This is a genomic window from Empedobacter sp. R132-2 (assembly GCF_030324375.1).
Classification (GTDB): domain Bacteria; phylum Bacteroidota; class Bacteroidia; order Flavobacteriales; family Weeksellaceae; genus Empedobacter; species Empedobacter falsenii_B.
In genome coordinates, this window is the sequence record NZ_JACAGG010000032.1 from 13841 (window position 1) to 33820 (window position 19980).

Genomic DNA, 19980 nt, shown 5'->3' on the forward strand with positions numbered 1-19980 from the left:
TTTTTACTTAACGCTTTTACGCCAAATTAGGACTCAACCAACGTTCAGCTTTATCAAGTTCTATATTTTTACGTTTCGCAAAATCTTCAACCTGATCCAATTTTATTTTACCAACTCCGAAATATTTTGCTTCTGGATTTCCAAAATAATAACCCGAAACAGATGAAACTGGATACATCGCCAACGAACTTGTTAACTCAATCCCTGCATTTTTCTCTACATCCAAAATTTTGAAAATTGTTTCTTTTTCTAAATGGTCAGGACATGCAGGATAACCAGGAGCAGGGCGAATTCCTTTATATTTTTCTGAAATTAATTCGTCATTTGATAAAGTTTCATCTTTCGCATAACCCCAAACTTCTGTACGAACATATTTGTGCAAATATTCTGCATAAGCTTCAGCTAGACGATCGGCAATTGCTTTCACCATAATCGAATTGTAATCATCTAAATTTGTTTCGTAAGCATTAGCAACTTCTTCAATTTCATGACCAGCTGTGACAGCAAATGCACCGATATAATCTTGAATTGCTGAATCTTTCGGCGCAATAAAATCAGCAATCGAAATATTTGGTTGTTTTTTCGATTTTTTCGCTTGTTGACGAAGTGTATAAAACTCCTCTATTTTATTATTATTTTCATCAAACAATTCAATCGTATCATCGTTTACTGTATTCGCTTTAAAAAGTCCAAAAACAGCTTTCGGTTTAGCTAAATTTTCAGCTTCAATTTTATTTAACATTGACAAAGCATCTACATATAATTCTTTGGCATTTGTTCCGACAATTTCATCATCTAAAATCGCAGGAAATTTACCATGTAAATCCCATGTTTTGAAAAATGGCGTCCAATCGATAAAATCTCTTAATTCAGAAACTGTTGTTTGATGTGTAAAAACACCTAATTTATTTGGTTTAAAAGGTTTATTTTCTTCAAAATCAACTTTTAGTTTATTTTTTCGAGCATCTTCAATCGATAAGTATTCCTTTGATACAGCACGATTTAAGAAACCTTCTCTAATTTTTATGTAATCAGTAGTAGTTTCTGTTAGCAATTCCTCCTGTTGATTTCCAATCAATTTTTGACAAATCGTAACCGAACGAGAAGCATCTAAAACATGAATTGCTTTGTCATATTCTGGTGCAATTTTTACAGCTGTATGTGCCTTAGAAGTTGTTGCGCCACCAATCATCAGTGGAATATCAAGATTAAGACGTTTCATTTCTCTGGCAACATGCACCATTTCATCTAAGGATGGAGTAATCAATCCAGAAAGACCAATCACATCGACATTATTTTTTTGCGCTTCGTCTAAAATTGTTTCAGAAGAAACCATTACGCCTAAATCGATAATCTCGAAACCATTACAGCTTAAAACGACTGAAACAATATTTTTTCCGATATCGTGAACATCACCTTTTACAGTTGCCATTAAGATTTTAGAAGGCTCTTTGTCTGTTTTATTTCTAAGTTTTTCTTCCTCTAAAAATGGCGTTAAATAAGCAACAGATTTTTTCATTACGCGAGCCGATTTAACTACTTGAGGCAAGAACATTTTTCCGCTTCCGAAAAGATCTCCAACAACGTTCATTCCGTCCATCAAAGGACCTTCAATAACACGTAATGGCGAACCAATTTTTTTCAAAGCTTCTGCAGTATCTTCGTCAATAAATTCTGTAATTCCTTTTACTAAAGAAATTTCAATACGCTTTTCTAAAGGTAATTCGCGCCAAGCATCATCTTTCTTTTTCTCTTTTGTAACACCTTTTAGATGTTCGGCAAAATCAATCAAACGCTCTGTTGCATCGTCACGTCGATCCAATAAAACATCTTCAACGTGTTCTAATAAATCTTTTGGAATATCATCGTAAATCTCAATCATTTCTGGATTGACGATTCCCATGTCCATTCCGTGTTTAATGGCGTGATATAAAAACGCCGTGTGCATCGCTTCACGAACCGCATTGTTTCCACGGAAGGAAAATGAAACATTCGAAACTCCACCCGAAACTAACGCATGCGGAAGATTTTCTTTGATCCATTTTGTTGCATCAAAAAAATCGATGGCATTACGGCGATGTTCTTCCATTCCTGTTGCAACTGGGAAAATATTCACATCAAAAATGATATCTCTTGGATTGAAATTTACTTGATTTACCAAAATATCATACGAACGTTTTACGATTTCGATTCGACGTTCATAATTATCCGCTTGACCTTTCTCATCAAACGCCATAACCACTGTTGCAGCACCGTAACGTTTAATTTTCTTCGCATGTTCGATAAATAATTCTTCTCCCTCTTTTAAAGAAATTGAGTTGACAATCGCTTTACCTTGAACATTTTTTAGACCAGCTTCAATAATTTCCCATTTCGAAGAATCAATCATAATTGGAACTTTCGAAATATCAGGTTCAGAAGCAATCAAACGCAAATATTTTACCATAGAAGCTACACCATCAAGCATACCTTCATCCATATTGATATCGATAATTTGCGCGCCACCATCCACTTGGTCACGTGCAACCTGAAGTGCTTCTTCAAATTTTTCTTCTTTGATTAATCGCAAGAATTTTTTAGAACCAGTTACATTTGTACGTTCGCCAACGTTTACAAAGTTTGAATTTTCTCGTACAATTAAAGGTTCTAATCCAGAAAGTTGAATTTTTACGCCTGACATTGTTCACTAATTTTTCGAGGTTCGTATTCTTTTGCTAAATCTGCCATCAATTTGATATGATCTGGTGTAGTTCCACAACATCCACCCAAAATATTAACCAATTTTTTATCTAAGAAAGGTTTGATAAAATCTCGCATCATTTCAGGAGTTTCATCGTATCCACCGAAAGCGTTTGGTAAACCAGCATTTGGGTATGCGCTGACATAAAATGGTGCTTTTTCGGCTAATACTTCTAAATATGGAATCAAATCTGTTGCACCTAAAGCACAATTTAACCCAACTGAAATTAAATCAATATGTTCTAATGAAATCAAGAAAGCTTCTGTTGTTTGTCCAGAAAGTGTACGTCCAGATTTATCTGTTATTGTACCAGAAGCCATTAGAGGAACGTTGATTCCTGTTTTTTCTATCGCATCTTGAATTCCATAAAATGCTGCTTTTGCATTTAAAGTATCAAAAATAGTTTCGACAAGTAAAATATCTGCACCAGCTTCTAACATTGTTTTTGCTTGACGATAATATACATTTGCCAATAAATCAAAATCCACATCGCGATAACTAGGGTCATTTACTTGTGGCGAAATAGAGGCTGTCTTGTTGGTTGGACCTAAAGATCCAACTACAAAACGAGGTTTATCTGGGGTAGAAAACTCTTCACAAGCTTCTTTTGCTAAGCGAACGGCTTCGTAATTTAATTCATCAACCAAATCAACCATATCATAATCAACCATAGAAATAATATTGGCATTGAACGTATTTGTTTCGATTAAATCTGCACCAGCAGCCAAATATTCTCGGTGAATATCTTTTATGATTTGAGGTTGGGTTAAAACCAATAAATCGTTATTTCCTTTTAAAGAAGTATGAAAATCCTTGAATCGTTCTCCACGATAATCTTCTTCTTGTAAATTGTGCTTTTGGATCATCGTTCCCATTGCACCATCTAAAATAACAATACGCTCTTTTAGTATATCGTCTAATTTCATTCTAAATATTTTAAAAGCCTTATGGGAAGAAGTGTGAGGTAAGTCCTTATCTTTCTCTATTTGAGTAGGATTTAGCACCCAACTATACTTTGGGTTGCTAAGATTTCAACGGGCCTATTCCCTCCATCTTTCTTTATAAAGCTATGTGCAAAATTATTTAAAGTATTGAGAATAAAAAAATCAAGATTGAAAAAAACGAGTTCGAAACTTGGTTCATAGAAATAATTTTTGTTTGAAATAGTTCAAAATCTCTAATAGGTCATTTTTGAAATTTATTTTAGAAAATATTTCTTTAAAATTACTATTTTAAAGAAATAATATTTTAATTAGTTATTGAAAATTGTAGTTTTTAGAATATTTTTAATAAAAATAGGGTTTTATTAAAAATTATTAAGATTTGTTTTTTCTTTTAATTGTATTTTTTAGAAAATTATTTTTGTCTATAAATATTTATAGAATAAAATTCATTATTTGTGTATTTTTATCTATAATTACGGAAAATATTAAATTAAAGAAATGAAATTAATTTGGATATATAGAATTCTTTCGCCTAAATTTGTCCTCAGAAATAGTTCATTAAAATTTACATTTTATCAAGAAAAGTGGAGGGAAATGGCCCAAAGAAACTTTAGCAACCTGATTAATGAATCAAGGTGCTAAATCCATCCTTATAGGAAAGATGAATAAAAACTACTGTAAACCAATCTTCAATAATATTCTTTATTCAAAATGGTTCAATTGTTTTTATGCGATTGAACCATTTTTTTTCTTCACTTTTCTTTGGTAAATAATTAAAAACAAAACAAATAAATGAAAAAAATAAATATCGGATTGTTCGGATTTGGAGTTGTAGGAGAAGGAATTTACAAGGTATTGGAAGAAAAACCACAATTGAATGCTGCAATTAAAAAAATTGTAATTAAAGATAATTCTAAATCTAGAAATGCTCCGTCTGAATTATTTTCGACTAATGCGGATGATATTTTAAATGACGATGAAATAAATGTTGTTGTTGAGTTAATTTCGGATGCTGATGCGGCACATGATATCATTATAAAAGCGTTCAATAAAGGTAAACATGTGGTAAGTGCAAATAAAAAATTGATTGCAGATCATCACAAAGAATTATTGGATTTGCAAGCACAAAACAATGTTTCTTTTCTTTATGAAGCCTCTGTTTGCGGGTCAGTTCCGATTATTAGAAATCTAGAAGAATATTTTGATAACGATTTATTGAATTATGTATCTGGAATTGTAAATGGGACAACAAATTACATTTTGACGAAAATGGCGAATGAAAATGAGTCGTATCAAGATGCCTTAAAAGCAGCGCAAGAAAGTGGTTTTGCAGAAGCTGATCCAACGGCTGATGTAGAAGGTTTTGATGCGTCGAGTAAATTAGCAATTATTACGTTGCATGCTTTCGGTAAAAAGATTGATGTTGATCAAGTTATTCGAAAAGGAATTACTTCATTGAAAGTTGAAGATTTTAAATACGCAAAAGAAAAAAATTATACAATAAAGTTGATTGCTAATTCTAAAATTAATCATCAAACGGGTGAAATTACATCAACAGTTTTGCCAACTTTTGTTGAATTAAATAAAACAATTGCGCTTGTGAATAACGAATATAATGGAGTTTTGATTGGAAGTTCGCTTTCAGATGAGCAATTTTTATATGGAAAAGGAGCAGGGCGTTTCCCAACTTCTTCGGCTGTTTTGAGTGATATTTCTGCGTTGAAATATGATTATCAATATTCGATTCGAAAATATGAAAACAAAGAAGAAGGAGTTTTTAATCAAACAGGAAAGAAGCGAATTTATATCGGTTTTGAGAATCAAGCAGATGATGTTTCAAATATTTTTGATGAAATAGAAGAACGTTATCAGAGTAAAAATTACAATCATATTGTTGGTGTGATTGATATAGAAAAGCTCAAACAAAAAGAGACTATTGAAAATCCAAAACTTTCGATAATTGCGTTTGAGTAAATTTTTGTGATTAAAAAGCCTCAATATTAATTGAGGCTTTTTTGTAAATCTAAAAATTAAGGTTTTTGTAAATACTTTTCCAATAAAAGTTTTAGGGGTTTATTTTTAATTAATCCAGTATAAGTCATTTCAATTTTATAATCTTTTGAGATTAAAACCCAATATGGATAACTAATTTGTTCATTTTTATCAATGAATTCTTCTAAAAATAGGTGAGTTTTTTTATTCGATTTAGGTTCATATTTTTTGTTTAAAAAGATAATAGATTCATTTGTTTCTGCTTCAAATTCAATAAAATAAATGTCATTATTTAGAATTTGAAGTAATTCTTTATCCTTTTTTAATTGTTTCTTTTGAATCATACAGTAACTACACCAATTTGTCGAAAAATAAAGTAGAATTGGTTTAGGATTTTCATTAGAAATTGAATTAAATTTTTCTAATGAAATCTGTGCTTGGAGATTCAATGATGATAAAATGAATATGAAGTACCAGATTTTCATTAACGTAAATTGTATCGAACACCTATAAAACCTCTTGTTCCCTGCATAGGTGTATAGCTGTAATCATTTGGTTCAAAAATAACATCGTTTCTTCCTTTAGGAGGAGTAACGCCATTTCCAGGTTCTCCGAATGGGTCCCACCAACGAGCAATAACATCGCCTTTTGGTAAAACATTAAAAATATTTTTGATTCCACCATAGATTTCAATATTATTCTTAAATGATTTACTTAATTGAATATTTGCAATAACAGTTGGTTTTGAATATTCTGGTCGATAATCATTTTCTACTTGAGGTAATTTCATTTTGTCATTATAATTGGCGGTTAAATCAACAGTAAAACCTTTTTTGAATGTATAACTTGCTAAGAAATTTCCAGACCATTTTGGTGCATGATATTGAACTTCTTTTTCTCCATCTTCTTTTTTGTATACATCCATATAGGTTGCGCCAAGCATTATTTTTAGAGGAAAGTCAAATGTTGCATCTATGTTTAAAGAAACTCCTTGAGATATTGCGTGTCCATCTAAATTGTCATAGATAATCTTTGTTTCGTCAGTATCTGTATCAGCAATAATTTTGTTTGTGAAATAAGAATAGAATGTTGTAAAATCAAAGTTTAAAGCGGTGAAAGAAGTTGGTAGTTTGAATACATAATTAATATTTCCATTATATGATTTTTCAGGTTTTAATTCATTTTCAAAAACTACTTGTCTAGCTCCAGTTAATGCACGATGATCTTCTGTGAAGACATTCACAACACGAAATCCCGTACCAAAACTTGCTCTTAAAGTATGATGAGATGAAGGTGAAAATTTGTATGCAATTCTTGGAGAATGTATTCCTTTATGTGTTTTATCATAATCAAATCGATAACCAAGTAATAATTTGTTTTCAGAATTTAATGTCCATTCGTCTTGTACAAAAATACCAGGAATCTGTGTATTCATTGGGTTATTCTTGATTAGATTATTATCCTCATCATATTCTCCAGTACCTCTTGTGTTATCATCATAATAAGTATATTTAAATGAAGATCCTAAAAGTAAGCTATGTTGTCCAATTATCTTATCCCAATAAGCTTGAGCAAAAATAACTTGTTGTTTTCCTTGATAAGATTCTGGACCATAAAATGAATTCTGTTGATGAAAATTATAAGAAAATTGAGTCATTATTTTTTCTTTTATAGGTAATTGATACATTCCTATCGCTTCAAAACGATTTGTCATAATACTTTCGGCATAAACTTCGTCACTTCCTCTGTGTAGTTTTCTTTTCCAATTCATTTGACCTCCCCATCTATCTTCGTATAAATAACGTAAAGCAACTGATGCTGTTCTATTTTTTTGACGTTCAAAATCAAATTTATTGAATAACGTGATGCGATCTTGTAACGTTACATCCGTAAAACCGTCGTTATTTTTATCTTTCTTATTACCATATTTAAAGTAATTAAAACCAAATAAACTATTTACCTTTTCTCCTAAATTGTATTTGTATCCACCATCAAGATTGGTTTCCAACCAAGAAGTTGTAAAAGCATCCAAAGATAATTTTGGAGCAGATTTAGGAGATTTCGTAATTACATTAATTATACCACCCATGGCTTCTGTTCCATAAAGGGAAGATGCTGGTCCTTTTACAACTTCTATTCGTTCTACCAAAGAGTTCGGAATTCCGCTCAAACCATAAACAGTAGATAAAGAAGAAACAATTGGCATTCCGTCAATTAAAATCATGGTATATGGACCTTCCATTCCGTTAATATGAATATCACCTGTGTTACAAACATTACAGTTTAGTTGTGGTTGAACACCATTTATTAATTGTACAGCGTCAAATAATGAAGGTGTTGGATTTTTTTGAAAAAACTTTGGTGTATAGATTTCAATTGGAACTGGACTATCAGATTTTCTTACAGCTTTCATTGTTCCTGTAATTACAATCTCATCTAAATTTTCTGAAGAATCTTCCATATAAATAGAATCTTTTTGTTCCTGAGCATTTGATAGAATGGAGGTTAAGGTGATGAATAAATAAAATGTTGTTTTCATGTTAAGTAAAATTTATAATCAAATTAAAAAGTTAGACAAATCTAACAAAAATATTATTAAAAATGAATTTTTAAATTTTACTTAATTTTCAACTATATTTGTTTCCATGAATTCATTGGTCGAAGAAAATTACCTAAAAGCATTATTTCATCTTTCTGAAAATGGGAAAGGAGAAGTGAATGTGAAGGATTTGAGTAAGCATTTGGAAATAAAAATGCCTACTGTAAACAGTATGATGAAAAAATTAGCTGAAAAAGAATTGGTGATTTATGAATCGTATAAACCACTTCGGTTATCTGATAAAGGAATTCTGAAAGCTTCTTTGATTGTAAGAAAACACCGATTAACAGAGATGTTTTTGGTAGATAAAATGGGATTTGGTTGGGAACAAGTTCATGAAATTGCTGAGCAAATAGAACATATTCAAAGTCCAATTTTTTTCGATAAAATGGACGAATTATTGAATTTTCCTAAATTAGATCCGCATGGTTCTCCAATTCCAGATAAAAATGGAAAAATAGAAATTATCAATTACAAAAAATTGGCCGAATTTAAAGAAGGTGATAAAGTAGAAATATGCGCTGTTATTGGTTCTTCTGATGAATTTTTGAAGTATTTGAATTCAAAAAATATTCATTTGAATGATGAAATTGAAATCATTTCTGTTGAAGATTTTGATGGAACAATGAAGGTTAAGTTCCTAAAATCAAATGAAATTGAAATATTTAGTAATCATGTGACTTCAAGATTATTAGGTAGATAATGGTTTTTAATTTATAAAAAGAAAAAAGCAAGTTATTTAACTTAAAAAAGCAAGTTATTTAACTTGCTTTACAATTATTCCGCTTTTCCTTTTATTCTGAAAATTTTTCGAGAAGAAACTGGATCGTTAGATGTGATTGTTACAGATTTATTGAAATCTCCAGTCACAGAACCACTTGAATATTTAACGGTAATATCCGCAGATTTTCCTGGTTCGATAGGTGTTGTAGGATATTCAGGAACTGTACATCCACAAGAACCAACAACGCTTTTAAGAATTAAAGGTTTATCACCTGAGTTGGTTACTTTCATCTTAGCTGTTACTTCGGTATTCAACTTTATATTTCCAAATTGAATTTCTTCTTTTTCTAAACTAAGTGTTTGAGCAAATAAACTTGTAACGCCTAAAGCAAAAGCACCTAAAAACATTAATTTTTTCATGACGATAATTAATTTGTAACCAAAGTTAAAATAAATAATACAAAAAGTCTACCTTTTTTTGTATTTTAGTACTAAAATAATTAATATATATTAATATGAAAAGAATAATTGTTACAATAATGCTTCTAGTTTACAATTTTACTAATGCACAAATGTCTTCTACAGCTACTGTTAATGAATATAATCTACAAACTATTGTTGCAGAAGTAAAACAACAGAAATATACAGAAGGAGTTACTAATAAAGATGAATATTTTAATGTTAATTTTCTTCCTGCAAGTATAGATGGTTTCAAAGAAAAGGAGAATTTTAGATATAATGCATTACTAGACGATTTAGAGTTTTTAAGAGATGGATATTTATATAAAATGAATAAATTATCAAACCAGACTATTAGATTCGATGATGGTAAAATTCTTAAGTATGTAAGTTATATTGATGGGGGTACATTAACATCAAGATATTTACAAGTATTATCACCTTTAGATCGAAAAATTGTACTTTATAGAAAATTATCTAATGATGGAGTAGATGGTCTTGGTGCTGGTGGTTTAAATGCTTCTAATAAGAGAAATTATTTTAAACAAGAGAAATTATTGATTGGTTATAGTGATAAAATGTATAATGTTCCAAATTCAACTAAAAAATTTAAAGATTTTACAGATAAAGACGTAAATCAAATTGTAAGTACAAATAAACTTAGCATAAAAAAAGAACAAGATTTAATTAAACTTATTGATTTATTGAATAAATAAACAAATTATATAATATCTTAGAAATGTTGGGCAGATTGTGTAAATTTGCCCAAATTTATTTTAAGTCATATATAAATAATGGAAATCGCATCTAAATATACGCCAACGGAAGTTGAAGGAAAATGGTATGAATACTGGATGGAGAAGAAGTATTTTAAATCTACTCCAGATGAAAGAAAAGCTTACACAATCGTCATTCCACCACCAAATGTAACAGGTGTCTTGCACATGGGACATATGTTAAATAATACGATTCAGGACGTTTTAATTCGTCGTGCGCGTATGCGTGGATTTAACGCTTGTTGGGTACCAGGTACAGACCATGCTTCAATTGCTACTGAAGCGAAAGTTGTTGCGAAGTTAAAAGAGGAAGGTGTTTCTAAATTTGATATCGGTCGTGAAGAATTTTTAAATCACGCTTGGGATTGGACGCATAAACATGGTGGAATTATTTTAGACCAATTAAAAAAGTTAGGAGCTTCTTGCGATTGGGATCGTACGAAATTTACGATGGATCCAGATTTATCTGAATCTGTTCAACGTGTTTTTGTTGATTTATATAACAAAGGATTAATTTACCGTGGATACCGTATGGTAAATTGGGATCCGGAAGCAAAGACAAATATTTCTGACGAAGAAGTTATTCATGTTGATAAAAATGGAAAATTATATCATTTAAAATATCAAGTTGACGGAACTGATCAATATATTGTTGTGGCGACAACTCGTCCTGAAACAATTTTTGGTGACTCTGCAGTTTGTATCAATCCAAATGACGAGCGATATGAATGGTTGAAAGGAAAACAAGTTATTGTTCCAATCGTTGGTCGTAAAGTAAATATTATCGAAGACGAATATGTTGACATCGAATTTGGTACAGGATGTCTTAAAGTTACGCCTGCACACGATGTGAACGATTACGAATTAGGTAAAAAACATAATTTAGATTTTATTGATATTTTTACGGATGATGCGAAATTAAATGATTTAGGATTAAATTATGCTGGATTAGATCGTTTCAAAGCGCGTAAAGAAATCGAGAAAGAATTAGAAGAAAAAGGTTTACTTGAAAAAGTAGAAAATTATAATAATAAAGTTGGTACATCTGAAAGAACAGGAGCGGTGATTGAGCCTAAAATTTCAAATCAATGGTTCTTGAAAATGACAGATTTAGCTAAACCAGCTTTAGAAAATGTAATGAATGATACGATTAAATTTCATCCTGCGAAATTTAAAAATACATATCGTAATTGGATGGAAAATGTAACAGATTGGAACATTTCTCGTCAATTATGGTGGGGACACCAAATTCCTGCATTTTTCTATGGTGATGGAAACGAAGATTTCGTTGTTGCTCTAACAAAAGAAGAAGCTTTACCATTAGCACAGGAAAAAACAGGAAATGTTACATTAACAATCGAAGATTTACGTCAAGACGAAGATGCGTTAGATACTTGGTTTTCTTCTTGGTTATGGCCAATTTCTGTTTTCAACGGAATCAATGAGCCAGAAAATGAAGAAATCAATTATTATTATCCAACACAAGATTTAGTAACTGGTCCAGATATTATTTTCTTTTGGGTTGCGCGTATGATTGTGGCTGGATATGAGTATCGTAACGAATTACCTTTCGAAAATGTATATTTCACAGGAATTGTTCGTGATAAACAAGGGCGTAAAATGTCAAAATCGTTAGGGAATTCACCAGATCCAATCGAATTGATGAACGAATATGGTGCAGATGCTACGCGTATGGGAATGTTGCTAACAGCGCCTGCTGGGAACGATTTACCTTTCGATGTTGATTTGTGTCTACAAGGACGTAATTTTGCGAATAAAATTTGGAATGCTTTCCGTCTAATAAAAGGTTGGGAAGTGAAAGAAGATTTAGAACAAACTTCTGCTCAAACAAAAGCGGTTGAATGGTTCGAAAATAAATTCCAACAAGCATTAGCAGATATCGAACATAATTACGATCAATATCGTTTATCTGATTCATTGATGGCAATTTATAAATTGATTTGGGATGATTTCTGTTCTTGGTACTTAGAAGCAATTAAACCTACTTTTGGTGAGCCAATTGATGCAAAAACTTATGCAGCAACAATTTCTTATTTAGAAAATGTATTGAAAGTTTTACATCCATTTATGCCTTTCTTAACAGAAGAAATTTGGCATTTAATTGCTGAAAGAACAGAAAACGAAGCCTTAATTATTTCTAAATATCCTGAAGTAACATCTTTCAATGAAGAGATTATCAAGAATTTTGAAAATACAAAAGAAGCAACAACTGCTATTCGTGGATTACGTTCAGAAAAAGGAATGTCACCAAAAGAAGCATTAGAAGTTTTTGCTGATGCTCAAGCTGCGAATGAAATTTATGTAGATGTGTTCTCTAAATTAGGAAATGTTTCTAATTTCAATACAGGTGATAAACCAGAAAAAGGTTTTGCTTTCCGTGTTGGTACGTTAGAATTTATGGTTCCGATGTCTGATAATATCGATATTGAAGCTGAGCGTGAGAAATTACAAAAAGAGTTGGATTACAACCAAGGTTTCTTAAACTCGGTTCGTAAAAAATTATCAAACGAAAAATTTGTTGCTGGTGCGCCAGAACAAGTGATTAATGCAGAACGTAAAAAAGAGGCTGATGCATTATCTAAAATTGCTCAAATTGAAGAGCAGTTACAAGCTTTGTAATTTTAATTTAATTTTTAAAATATATGAAAAACCACTCCAAATTTTGGAGTGGTTTTTTTATTGATTTTTTTCGATTAACTTTAATAAAGCCTCAAAAAAGTATAAATGTCAAGCGAATTAAATTACAAAAAGAAAAAGTTGTATTCTGATTTTTTAAACCAAGAAAGAAATATTTTTGTTTGGATACCAGAGCGTTTTATAAATGAAAGTTTGCCTGTTTTGTATTTATTAGATGGCGGAATTAATGAAAAATTTAAGCAAATATCAAAACTAATTGATGAGTTAATTATATCAAATCATATTCAACCATTGATGATTGTAGGAATTGAAAATATTAATCGAAATTTAGATTTTACAAGAAATACATACATTGCAAAAGATAAAAAATGGGTTCCAGAATATGGAAATGCAGAATATTTTGAGAAATTTATTGTATTAGAATTACTTCCTTATATTTCGAAAAATTACTATACAAATAATTCGAAAACTATTGTTGGTGAGTCTTTAGGCGGATTATTGGTAATGGATATATTGTTTTATTTTTCGCATTATTTTGATTCTTATATCGCAATTGATCCTTCGCTTTGGTGGAATAACCACGAATTGTTTGACTCTTATTGTAAAAAATTTGATTTTAATCTATTAGAAAATAAAAAGATTTGGATTTCAAGTTCTAAAACTATTTCAATTTCAAAGTTTACAGATCAATTTGTAGAAAAATTACGCGAAAAAGATAACTTGAAATCAAATTGGAATTATTTACATGATCCTTCGCAAAATCATTTCACAATTTTCAATTCTTCAATAAAATCAGCGTTAATATGGATGTTTAAGTAATATTTTTTTAAATGATTCATATTACTTCAATAGGTTTCTCCAACAAGTTTGTCTAAATTTGCAAACCTTTTTAAAAAGAATTAATGCAGTATTTAGAACTACTTTTAATCGGAGTTTTCACAGCTTTTATTGGATCATCCATTCCTGGATTGTTGAATATGACGGTGGTAAAAATTGGGAAACAAGAAGGAACTAAAAGTGCATATAGTTTTATGTCTGGAACAGCGATTACGATTGCAATTCAGGTTTATTTGGCAATTTTTCTGGCAAAATTTATTGATTTTAATGAAGAAGTTACTAAAATTTTTAGGGAAGTTGGATTAGCTGTTTTTGTAATTATTACGATTTATTTTCTCTTTTTTGCAAAGAAACAAGATCAAAAAAATAAGAATAAAAAGCTAAAACAACAAGGTAATGTAAAACAGAAAAATAAATTCATCTATGGGTTATTGTTATCTGCCATAAATGTTTTTCCAATACCTTTTTATGTATTTTTAAGCGCAACGTTGATTTCGTATAATGTTAATGTTTTTGGACAACCAAATAGCTCAGTTTTTGCTTTAGGAGTCGTTATTGGTTCGATGATTATTTTTGGTCTGTATCTGAAATTTTTTAATTCAAAATCAGAAGAAGATTCGTTTATTTTAAAGAATATCAACTATGTAATAGGAGGAGTGACGAGTGTGATTTCTTTGTTAACGATTTATCAACTTTTTCAATAAAAATTTAATTCAAATTTTGCTTTGGATGCGAGTATTTAAGCAAATATTCCATCACTTCATCGCATTCTTTTCCTTCTAAAATATAACTCAAAATATCTTCGATTAATTCATCAATAATTTGAGGATTAAATTCAAATTTTTTAGCTAAATCAATACAAATTGCTTTTTCATTTTGATGAATATTCAAATCAACAACCATTAACAAAACAGCGTCGTACAACAAAGAAAGTCGATCAGTAAAGGTTTTTGGCAACGTAAAATCAAACTTCGTGTTCTCGTTCAAAATATAACTTATATCTTTGGCAGAAAGCTCATGAAATTTGGCAATATCAGAGATAATTTGAATCTCTTTTTCATTCAAATTACCATCACTTTTACCAATAATAAATAAATTTTTGATGTGATTTAATTTGTCAATCAAAGTAAGATTATTTTTCATTTGTTGCTTTTTGGGATTAAAAATACTTAAAATAGTGTTAAATTAACGTTCAAAATTTTTCATGTGCCAGATTTTAAAACGAAAATAGATGAGATTTATGATAAGCAATGTAAGAATAAAGCAAATATTCGTCATCTTACTGTTTATTAGCGAAAAATATATTTAGAAAGAGTTTTTCACATATGAAACCGATTTTAAAAGTCAATTGGTTTTTATCACCTTCAAAATTTCTCAATTATCCCTATAATTCTACAACTCAAAAGGTAATTGATTTTTTGATGAAATATTTTTAAATCTCGGTTCAACGATTTAATTTTATATTTGTTTTATACAACAATCAACGTTATTTTTGTAGTTAAATCTTATAGAATTGTTATCAAAAAAGACAAAATACGGACTAAAAGCAATGGCTCATTTGGCCAGACAAGAAAGTAACAAACCAGTTTTAATCGGACAAATTTCTGAAACAGAAGTTATTCCGAAAAAATTCTTGGAGGCTATTTTATTGGATTTAAAAAAGTTAGGCTTTGTCAATTCGAAACAAGGAAAAGGTGGTGGATATTATTTGGCACGTGATGCGAAAGATATTAGTTTAGCATCTTTGATTCGTGTTTTAGAAGGACCAATCGCGCTTTTACCTTGTGTAAGTAAAAATTACTACGAAAAATGTGATGATTGCCCTAACGAAGGCATTTGTACATTGAATAAGGTGATGGTTGAATTGAGAGATTCGACTTTAGAAATTCTTGAAAATAAATCTTTAGAAAGTTTAAAATAAATCTTTAGCCTGAGTTTTTCAGGCTTTTTTATTGTAAAATTTTATAAGAATGAAGAAAAAAAGTATAACTCTTTTTCGAGAATTCTTCCTAATTTCGAACATTTGTATTTCATGAAAAATAGATCTATACAACAAGAGTTTAAAGAACTTTTAGAACAACGTTCTTTTTCTACGCATCGTTATTTATTGGCGATTAGTGGAGGGATTGATAGTATGGTTTTGTTAGATTTATTCCGTCAAACAGCTGCAAATTTTCAGGTGGCACATTGTAATTTTCAGTTGCGTGAAGAAGACGCAAATGGCGATGAATTGTTTGTGAGAGAATATTGTGGAAAATATAATATACCGTTTCATTCGACTCGTTTTGATGTTGCGGCTTATCAGAAAGTAGGAAATTATTCGGTAGAAATGGCTTGCCGAAATTTGCGTTATGAGTGGTTTGAGCAAGTTCAACAACAAAATTGTTTGGATGTTTTGGTGACAGCTCATCATTTGGATGATAATATTGAAACTTTTTTGATTAATCTTTCTCGTGGAACAGGTTTGAAAGGTTTGGTTGGAATGCAAATTGATAATGGAAAAATCTTTCGTCCACTTTTAAATTTTACAAAAAATGATTTGTTGGAATATGCAAAATCAAATGAAATAAATTGGCGAGAAGATTATACGAATGCGACGGATGATTATACTAGAAATAAGATTCGTCATCACATTACACCAATTCTAAAAGAGCTTCATCCGCAATTTGATGAGAATTTTTTGTCAAGTTTAAATCATATCAATGATAATTATCAAATTGTACAAAATAAAGTTGGAGAAGTTAGAAGTGATTTATTCTCAGGAGATAATCCGATTGAAATTGAAATTTCAGCATTAAAAAAACTTCAACCATTAGAAACATTTTTACATTATTTGTTCGAAAAATATGGATTTTCGTCGAGCAAAGAAATTTTAAAATTTTTGGATGCAGAAACGGGAAGTGAAATAAAATCAGCAACTTATCGATTAATTAAAAATCGAGAAAATTTGTTGTTGCAAAAAATAGAAGAAGAAAATGAAGATGAATTAACGATTTTTGATGAGTTAATTGAAATCAATTCGTTAAATTTGAAGTTCGTGAAATCGATAAATCCACACGAAAACGCTACTGAAATAGTAGACTTTACATCAATTTTGTTTCCGCTTAAACTTAGAAAAGTGAAAGAGGGAGATTTCTTTTATCCAATTGGAATGAAAGGTCAAAAAAAATTGTTGAGTAAGTTTATGAAAGATTTGAAACTTTCTAAGTTAGAAAAAGAGAAGGTTTGGTTGCTTTGTGACCAAAAAGATCAAATTATTTGGGTGGTAAATCATCGTTTGGATGAACGTTTCAAAACGACAGAAACAAGTAAAAACTTTTTAAACATTACAGTATGTTAAAGAAACTTTGGATACTTTTTTTGTTTCCAATTTTAGTCAACGCACAGTTATTTAGTCCTGCAAAATGGTCGAGTTCGGTGAAGGAGGTTGGACAGAATGAGTTTGAAATCGAGGTAACAGGAAAAATTGATAGAGGTTGGCACCTTTATTCAATGAAACATCCTGATGGAGGAATTGGAATTCCAGCAAGTGCATCATTTAAACCAGCTGCAAATGCAAAATTGATTGGAGGTACGCGCGAAGTTGGAAAACGTATAGATAAATACAGCCAAATTTTTGAACAAGATGAAAAATATTACGAAAATCAAGTAAAATTTGTTCAAAAAGTGAAAGTTTCGGGTGATAAACCTGTAAATGTATCGTACACAATAGAATTTCAAATGTGTGATGCCGAACGTTGTTTGCCACCAGATGAAACAAGCGGAACGATAAAATTAACGCCTTCCGCAAAAGTTGAAGAGACGAAAGAAGAGGCAAAGCCAGCAGATGCTACAGAAGCAAAAGATACTGTTGCAGTAAATGAAATTACGCAGGATTCTGTTCAAGAAGATTCTACAGCTGTTGTTGTAGCAACACAAGATACAATCAAAAAAGTTGATGATTCTTTATTAGCAGATAACGAAAAGAAAGATAATGGTTTATTGAAAATCTTTTCTTTAGGATTTTTAGGAGGATTAGCAGCGCTATTAATGCCTTGTATTTTCCCAATGATTCCTTTGACAGTAAGTATGTTTACAAAACAAAGTAAATCGAAAGGAGAAGGAGTTGGAAAAGCCTTTATTTATGGATTATCAATCATTGTTATTTATGTTGCATTAGGTTTATTGGCGACAGTTATTTTTGGACCATCAGTCCTAAATGAAATGTCAACAAATCCGTGGGTGAATTTAGCATTCTTTGCAATTTTCATTGTATTTGCTATTTCATTTTTTGGAGCTTTCGAATTGACATTACCAAGTAAATGGGTAAATGCAGCTGATAAAGGTGCTGATAAAGGCGGATTAATTGGAATCTTCTTTATGGCATTCACATTAGCATTAGTGTCTTTCTCTTGTACAGGACCAATTATTGGTTCGTTATTAGTTCAAGCGACGCAAGGAGGAAACTATTATTCATTAATCGTAGGAATGTTTGGCTTCTCTTTAGCATTAGCGATTCCATTTACATTGTTTGCGATGTTCCCTGGTTGGTTAAATTCAATGCCAAAATCTGGTGGATGGTTAAATACAATCAAAGTTTCTTTAGGATTTATTGAATTAGCTTTTGCCTTGAAGTTCTTATCAAACGCAGATTTAGTTTGGCAAATGAATTGGTTACCAAGAGAAATTTTCTTAGCATTTTGGATTGCAATTTTTATCTTCTTAGGATTATATCTTTTAGGTAAATTTAGATTAGAATTAGACTCACCTGTGCAAACAATTGGTGTTCCGAGAATGTTATTTGCATTGGTTTCGATATCATTTGCGATTTACATGATTCCAGGTTTATGGGGTGGACCATTAAAACTATTAAGTGGTTTAACACCTCCAATGACCTATTCTGAAGCGCCACGAGGTTTCCACGAAGGTGTAGGAGGTGGACAAGCAACAGCTAAATTTGATGATCCAAATATGGTTGCTGGACCTCATGGAATTCCTGCATTCAAAGATTTTGATCAAGCAGCAGCTTACGCAACGAAAGTTGGAAAACCAATGTTGTTAGATTTCACAGGGCATGCGTGTGCAAATTGCCGTAAAGTTGAAGAACGTGTTTGGAGCGATGAGCGTGTGAAGAAAATTTTGGCTGAAGATGTTGTTTTAGTTTCGTTATATGTTGACGAAGCAAAAGAATTACCAGAAGATCAAAAAGTATTTTCGAAAGCGTTAGATCGTAATTTGAAAACAGTTGGTAACAAATGGACTTCTTTCGAGATTGAACATTTCAATGCAAATGCTCAACCTTATTATATTTTGGTTGATAAAAATTTGAATCGTTTTTCTAAACCTTTAGAAGCTGAACTTGATGTAGAAGTTTACCTAAAATGGTTACAAGATGGAATCGCGAAGTATAAAGCGAAATAATTATCTTTTATATAGTAGTAAAAACTCCCGCATTTGCGGGAGTTTTTTGTTTATGAATTATACGTGTTAAACTATTCTTTAATAATCTTTTTCGTGTAATTTGAAGTTTCATTTTTCAATGTAACAATATAGATACCTTTTGGTAATGATTTGAATTTTGAATTGATAGTTTTATTCAATTCATCTATATTTCCAATCGAATTTGTGATGACTTTTCCATTGATGTCAATTACACTTAAATTGTATTGTCCTTTTGAATTGTTAAGTGTAATCTTAATGTTTGAGTCATTTTTGATTGGATTTGGAACAATATTAAAATCCGTAGATTTGATACTTTCGTTAGTAGATAAATTAGTTGGATAAACTAGTATTTTAGCGCCATCGAAACCAACAGCATATACTTTTTTAGCATTGACTGGGAAATCTACAAATGTATTTTTAAACGTAACATCTCCTGTACCTAAAACAGAAACAGAAATTAATTCGTCTTCTTCATTGTAAGTTTCGTAAGCAACAGCATTTGCCCATTTTGCAGTTTCAACAGTTAAAAACGTTCCGTTCGTATTTGTTACAATACTAGCACCTTCACCTGTTTTCCCAGAAAGTTTTAATTTGTCTTTGTAAATATTTACATTAAATGAGTTTAAGTAATGCATTACTGGAGAAACTGGTTTTGGATAATTTTTGGATTTGATATACGATTTTGCTTCATCAATCATTTCTTGCGTGACAATGATAGTAACTTTTCCGTAGTCATCAATTTCTTTAGTAACAGTGTAATCTTCCCCTTGTTAAGAACACTTAAAAGTAGAGTTTTTATTTAATATTATTGTATTATTATTTTGATTAATT

The 19980-nt window shown here is 30.7% G+C and carries 16 protein-coding genes and 2 riboswitches; of the genes, 9 read left to right on the forward strand and 7 right to left on the reverse strand.

Translation table 11 applies throughout. The features are described from left to right. Window positions 1-16: 16 nt before the first annotated feature. Complete coding sequence (metH, locus tag HXZ69_RS12485) at window positions 17-2680, reverse strand: methionine synthase (RefSeq protein ID WP_286496172.1); 2664 nt, start codon at window positions 2678-2680, stop codon at window positions 17-19. Then, complete coding sequence (locus HXZ69_RS12490; protein WP_219035074.1) at window positions 2668-3666, reverse strand: homocysteine S-methyltransferase family protein; 999 nt, start codon at window positions 3664-3666, stop codon at window positions 2668-2670. The genes metH and HXZ69_RS12490 overlap by 13 nt, the downstream gene beginning before the upstream one ends. Window positions 3667-3709: 43 nt before the next feature. Beyond that, window positions 3710-3808, reverse strand: a riboswitch (SAM riboswitch). 445 nt (window positions 3809-4253) lie between these two features. After that, a riboswitch (SAM riboswitch) is annotated at window positions 4254-4352 on the forward strand. A 124-nt stretch (window positions 4353-4476) separates the two neighbouring features. Between HXZ69_RS12490 and HXZ69_RS12495 the strand changes: the two genes are divergently transcribed. Then, window positions 4477-5658 (forward strand): homoserine dehydrogenase, encoded by a 1182-nt coding sequence (locus tag HXZ69_RS12495; protein ID WP_221856801.1) that lies wholly within the window; start codon window positions 4477-4479, stop codon window positions 5656-5658. Window positions 5659-5714: 56 nt separating this feature from the next. On the opposite strand, the gene HXZ69_RS12500 is transcribed toward HXZ69_RS12495, so the two are convergent. Both HXZ69_RS12500 and HXZ69_RS12505 read right to left on the reverse strand, forming a co-directional pair. Further along, window positions 5715-6161, reverse strand: a complete 447-nt coding sequence (locus tag HXZ69_RS12500; RefSeq protein WP_125350313.1) for a thioredoxin fold domain-containing protein — start codon at window positions 6159-6161, stop codon at window positions 5715-5717. Beyond that, complete coding sequence (locus HXZ69_RS12505; RefSeq protein ID WP_219035242.1) at window positions 6161-8215, reverse strand: TonB-dependent receptor plug domain-containing protein; 2055 nt, start codon at window positions 8213-8215, stop codon at window positions 6161-6163. Before HXZ69_RS12505 ends, HXZ69_RS12500 begins: the two co-directional genes overlap by 1 nt. A gap of 106 nt (window positions 8216-8321) precedes the next feature. Between HXZ69_RS12505 and HXZ69_RS12510 the strand changes: the two genes are divergently transcribed. After that, window positions 8322-8978 (forward strand): metal-dependent transcriptional regulator, encoded by a 657-nt coding sequence (locus tag HXZ69_RS12510; protein ID WP_286496173.1) that lies wholly within the window; start codon window positions 8322-8324, stop codon window positions 8976-8978. Window positions 8979-9052: 74 nt separating this feature from the next. On the opposite strand, the gene HXZ69_RS12515 is transcribed toward HXZ69_RS12510, so the two are convergent. Beyond that, on the reverse strand, window positions 9053-9418 hold the full coding sequence (locus HXZ69_RS12515; protein ID WP_038334454.1) for a DUF1573 domain-containing protein: 366 nt from the start codon (window positions 9416-9418) through the stop codon (window positions 9053-9055). A 119-nt stretch (window positions 9419-9537) separates the two neighbouring features. On the opposite strand from HXZ69_RS12515, the gene HXZ69_RS12520 reads away from it, so the two are divergent. The 4 genes from HXZ69_RS12520 (at window position 9538) to HXZ69_RS12535 (ending at window position 14432) form a co-directional block, all read left to right on the forward strand. Then, a complete protein-coding gene (locus tag HXZ69_RS12520; RefSeq protein ID WP_286496174.1) occupies window positions 9538-10173 on the forward strand; it encodes a hypothetical protein in 636 nt (211 codons plus the stop codon). Between the two features lie 78 nt (window positions 10174-10251). Beyond that, window positions 10252-12873, forward strand: a complete 2622-nt coding sequence (locus HXZ69_RS12525; RefSeq protein WP_286496175.1) for a valine--tRNA ligase — start codon at window positions 10252-10254, stop codon at window positions 12871-12873. A gap of 105 nt (window positions 12874-12978) precedes the next feature. Next, window positions 12979-13710 (forward strand): alpha/beta hydrolase, encoded by a 732-nt coding sequence (locus HXZ69_RS12530; protein WP_286496176.1) that lies wholly within the window; start codon window positions 12979-12981, stop codon window positions 13708-13710. Between the two features lie 83 nt (window positions 13711-13793). Then, on the forward strand, window positions 13794-14432 hold the full coding sequence (locus tag HXZ69_RS12535; protein WP_286496177.1) for a LysE family transporter: 639 nt from the start codon (window positions 13794-13796) through the stop codon (window positions 14430-14432). 4 nt (window positions 14433-14436) lie between these two features. Here the strand turns inward: HXZ69_RS12535 and HXZ69_RS12540 are convergent, their stop codons facing one another. After that, on the reverse strand, window positions 14437-14871 hold the full coding sequence (locus HXZ69_RS12540; protein ID WP_286496178.1) for a tellurite resistance TerB family protein: 435 nt from the start codon (window positions 14869-14871) through the stop codon (window positions 14437-14439). 370 nt (window positions 14872-15241) lie between these two features. Between HXZ69_RS12540 and HXZ69_RS12545 the strand changes: the two genes are divergently transcribed. The 3 genes from HXZ69_RS12545 (at window position 15242) to HXZ69_RS12555 (ending at window position 19128) form a co-directional block, all read left to right on the forward strand. Further along, complete coding sequence (locus HXZ69_RS12545; protein WP_219035236.1) at window positions 15242-15649, forward strand: RrF2 family transcriptional regulator; 408 nt, start codon at window positions 15242-15244, stop codon at window positions 15647-15649. A 111-nt stretch (window positions 15650-15760) separates the two neighbouring features. After that, the gene (gene tilS, locus HXZ69_RS12550; protein ID WP_286496179.1) at window positions 15761-17068 is read left to right on the forward strand and encodes a tRNA lysidine(34) synthetase TilS; all 1308 of its coding nucleotides are present in this window, start codon (window positions 15761-15763) and stop codon (window positions 17066-17068) included. Then, window positions 17062-19128 (forward strand): protein-disulfide reductase DsbD family protein, encoded by a 2067-nt coding sequence (locus HXZ69_RS12555; RefSeq protein ID WP_286496180.1) that lies wholly within the window; start codon window positions 17062-17064, stop codon window positions 19126-19128. The genes tilS and HXZ69_RS12555 overlap by 7 nt, the downstream gene beginning before the upstream one ends. Before the next feature lie 71 nt (window positions 19129-19199). Here HXZ69_RS12555 and HXZ69_RS12560 read toward each other — a convergent pair whose 3' ends face one another. Continuing rightward, a complete protein-coding gene (locus tag HXZ69_RS12560) occupies window positions 19200-19847 on the reverse strand; it encodes a T9SS type A sorting domain-containing protein (protein WP_219035233.1) in 648 nt (215 codons plus the stop codon). Between the last annotated feature and the right edge of the window lie 133 nt (window positions 19848-19980).

Coding starts and splice junctions, on each gene's coding strand:
- metH (WP_286496172.1), bottom strand. CDS start 2,680: ATGTCAGGCGTAAAAATTCAACTTTCTGGATTAGAACCTTTAATTGTA.
- HXZ69_RS12490 (WP_219035074.1), bottom strand. CDS start 3,666: ATGAAATTAGACGATATACTAAAAGAGCGTATTGTTATTTTAGATGGT.
- HXZ69_RS12495 (WP_221856801.1), top strand. CDS start 4,477: ATGAAAAAAATAAATATCGGATTGTTCGGATTTGGAGTTGTAGGAGAA.
- HXZ69_RS12500 (WP_125350313.1), bottom strand. CDS start 6,161: ATGAAAATCTGGTACTTCATATTCATTTTATCATCATTGAATCTCCAA.
- HXZ69_RS12505 (WP_219035242.1), bottom strand. CDS start 8,215: ATGAAAACAACATTTTATTTATTCATCACCTTAACCTCCATTCTATCA.
- HXZ69_RS12510 (WP_286496173.1), top strand. CDS start 8,322: ATGAATTCATTGGTCGAAGAAAATTACCTAAAAGCATTATTTCATCTT.
- HXZ69_RS12515 (WP_038334454.1), bottom strand. CDS start 9,418: ATGAAAAAATTAATGTTTTTAGGTGCTTTTGCTTTAGGCGTTACAAGT.
- HXZ69_RS12520 (WP_286496174.1), top strand. CDS start 9,538: ATGCTTCTAGTTTACAATTTTACTAATGCACAAATGTCTTCTACAGCT.
- HXZ69_RS12525 (WP_286496175.1), top strand. CDS start 10,252: ATGGAAATCGCATCTAAATATACGCCAACGGAAGTTGAAGGAAAATGG.
- HXZ69_RS12530 (WP_286496176.1), top strand. CDS start 12,979: ATGTCAAGCGAATTAAATTACAAAAAGAAAAAGTTGTATTCTGATTTT.
- HXZ69_RS12535 (WP_286496177.1), top strand. CDS start 13,794: ATGCAGTATTTAGAACTACTTTTAATCGGAGTTTTCACAGCTTTTATT.
- HXZ69_RS12540 (WP_286496178.1), bottom strand. CDS start 14,871: ATGAAAAATAATCTTACTTTGATTGACAAATTAAATCACATCAAAAAT.
- tilS (WP_286496179.1), top strand. CDS start 15,761: ATGAAAAATAGATCTATACAACAAGAGTTTAAAGAACTTTTAGAACAA.
- HXZ69_RS12555 (WP_286496180.1), top strand. CDS start 17,062: ATGTTAAAGAAACTTTGGATACTTTTTTTGTTTCCAATTTTAGTCAAC.
- HXZ69_RS12560 (WP_219035233.1), bottom strand. CDS start 19,847: ATGATTGATGAAGCAAAATCGTATATCAAATCCAAAAATTATCCAAAA.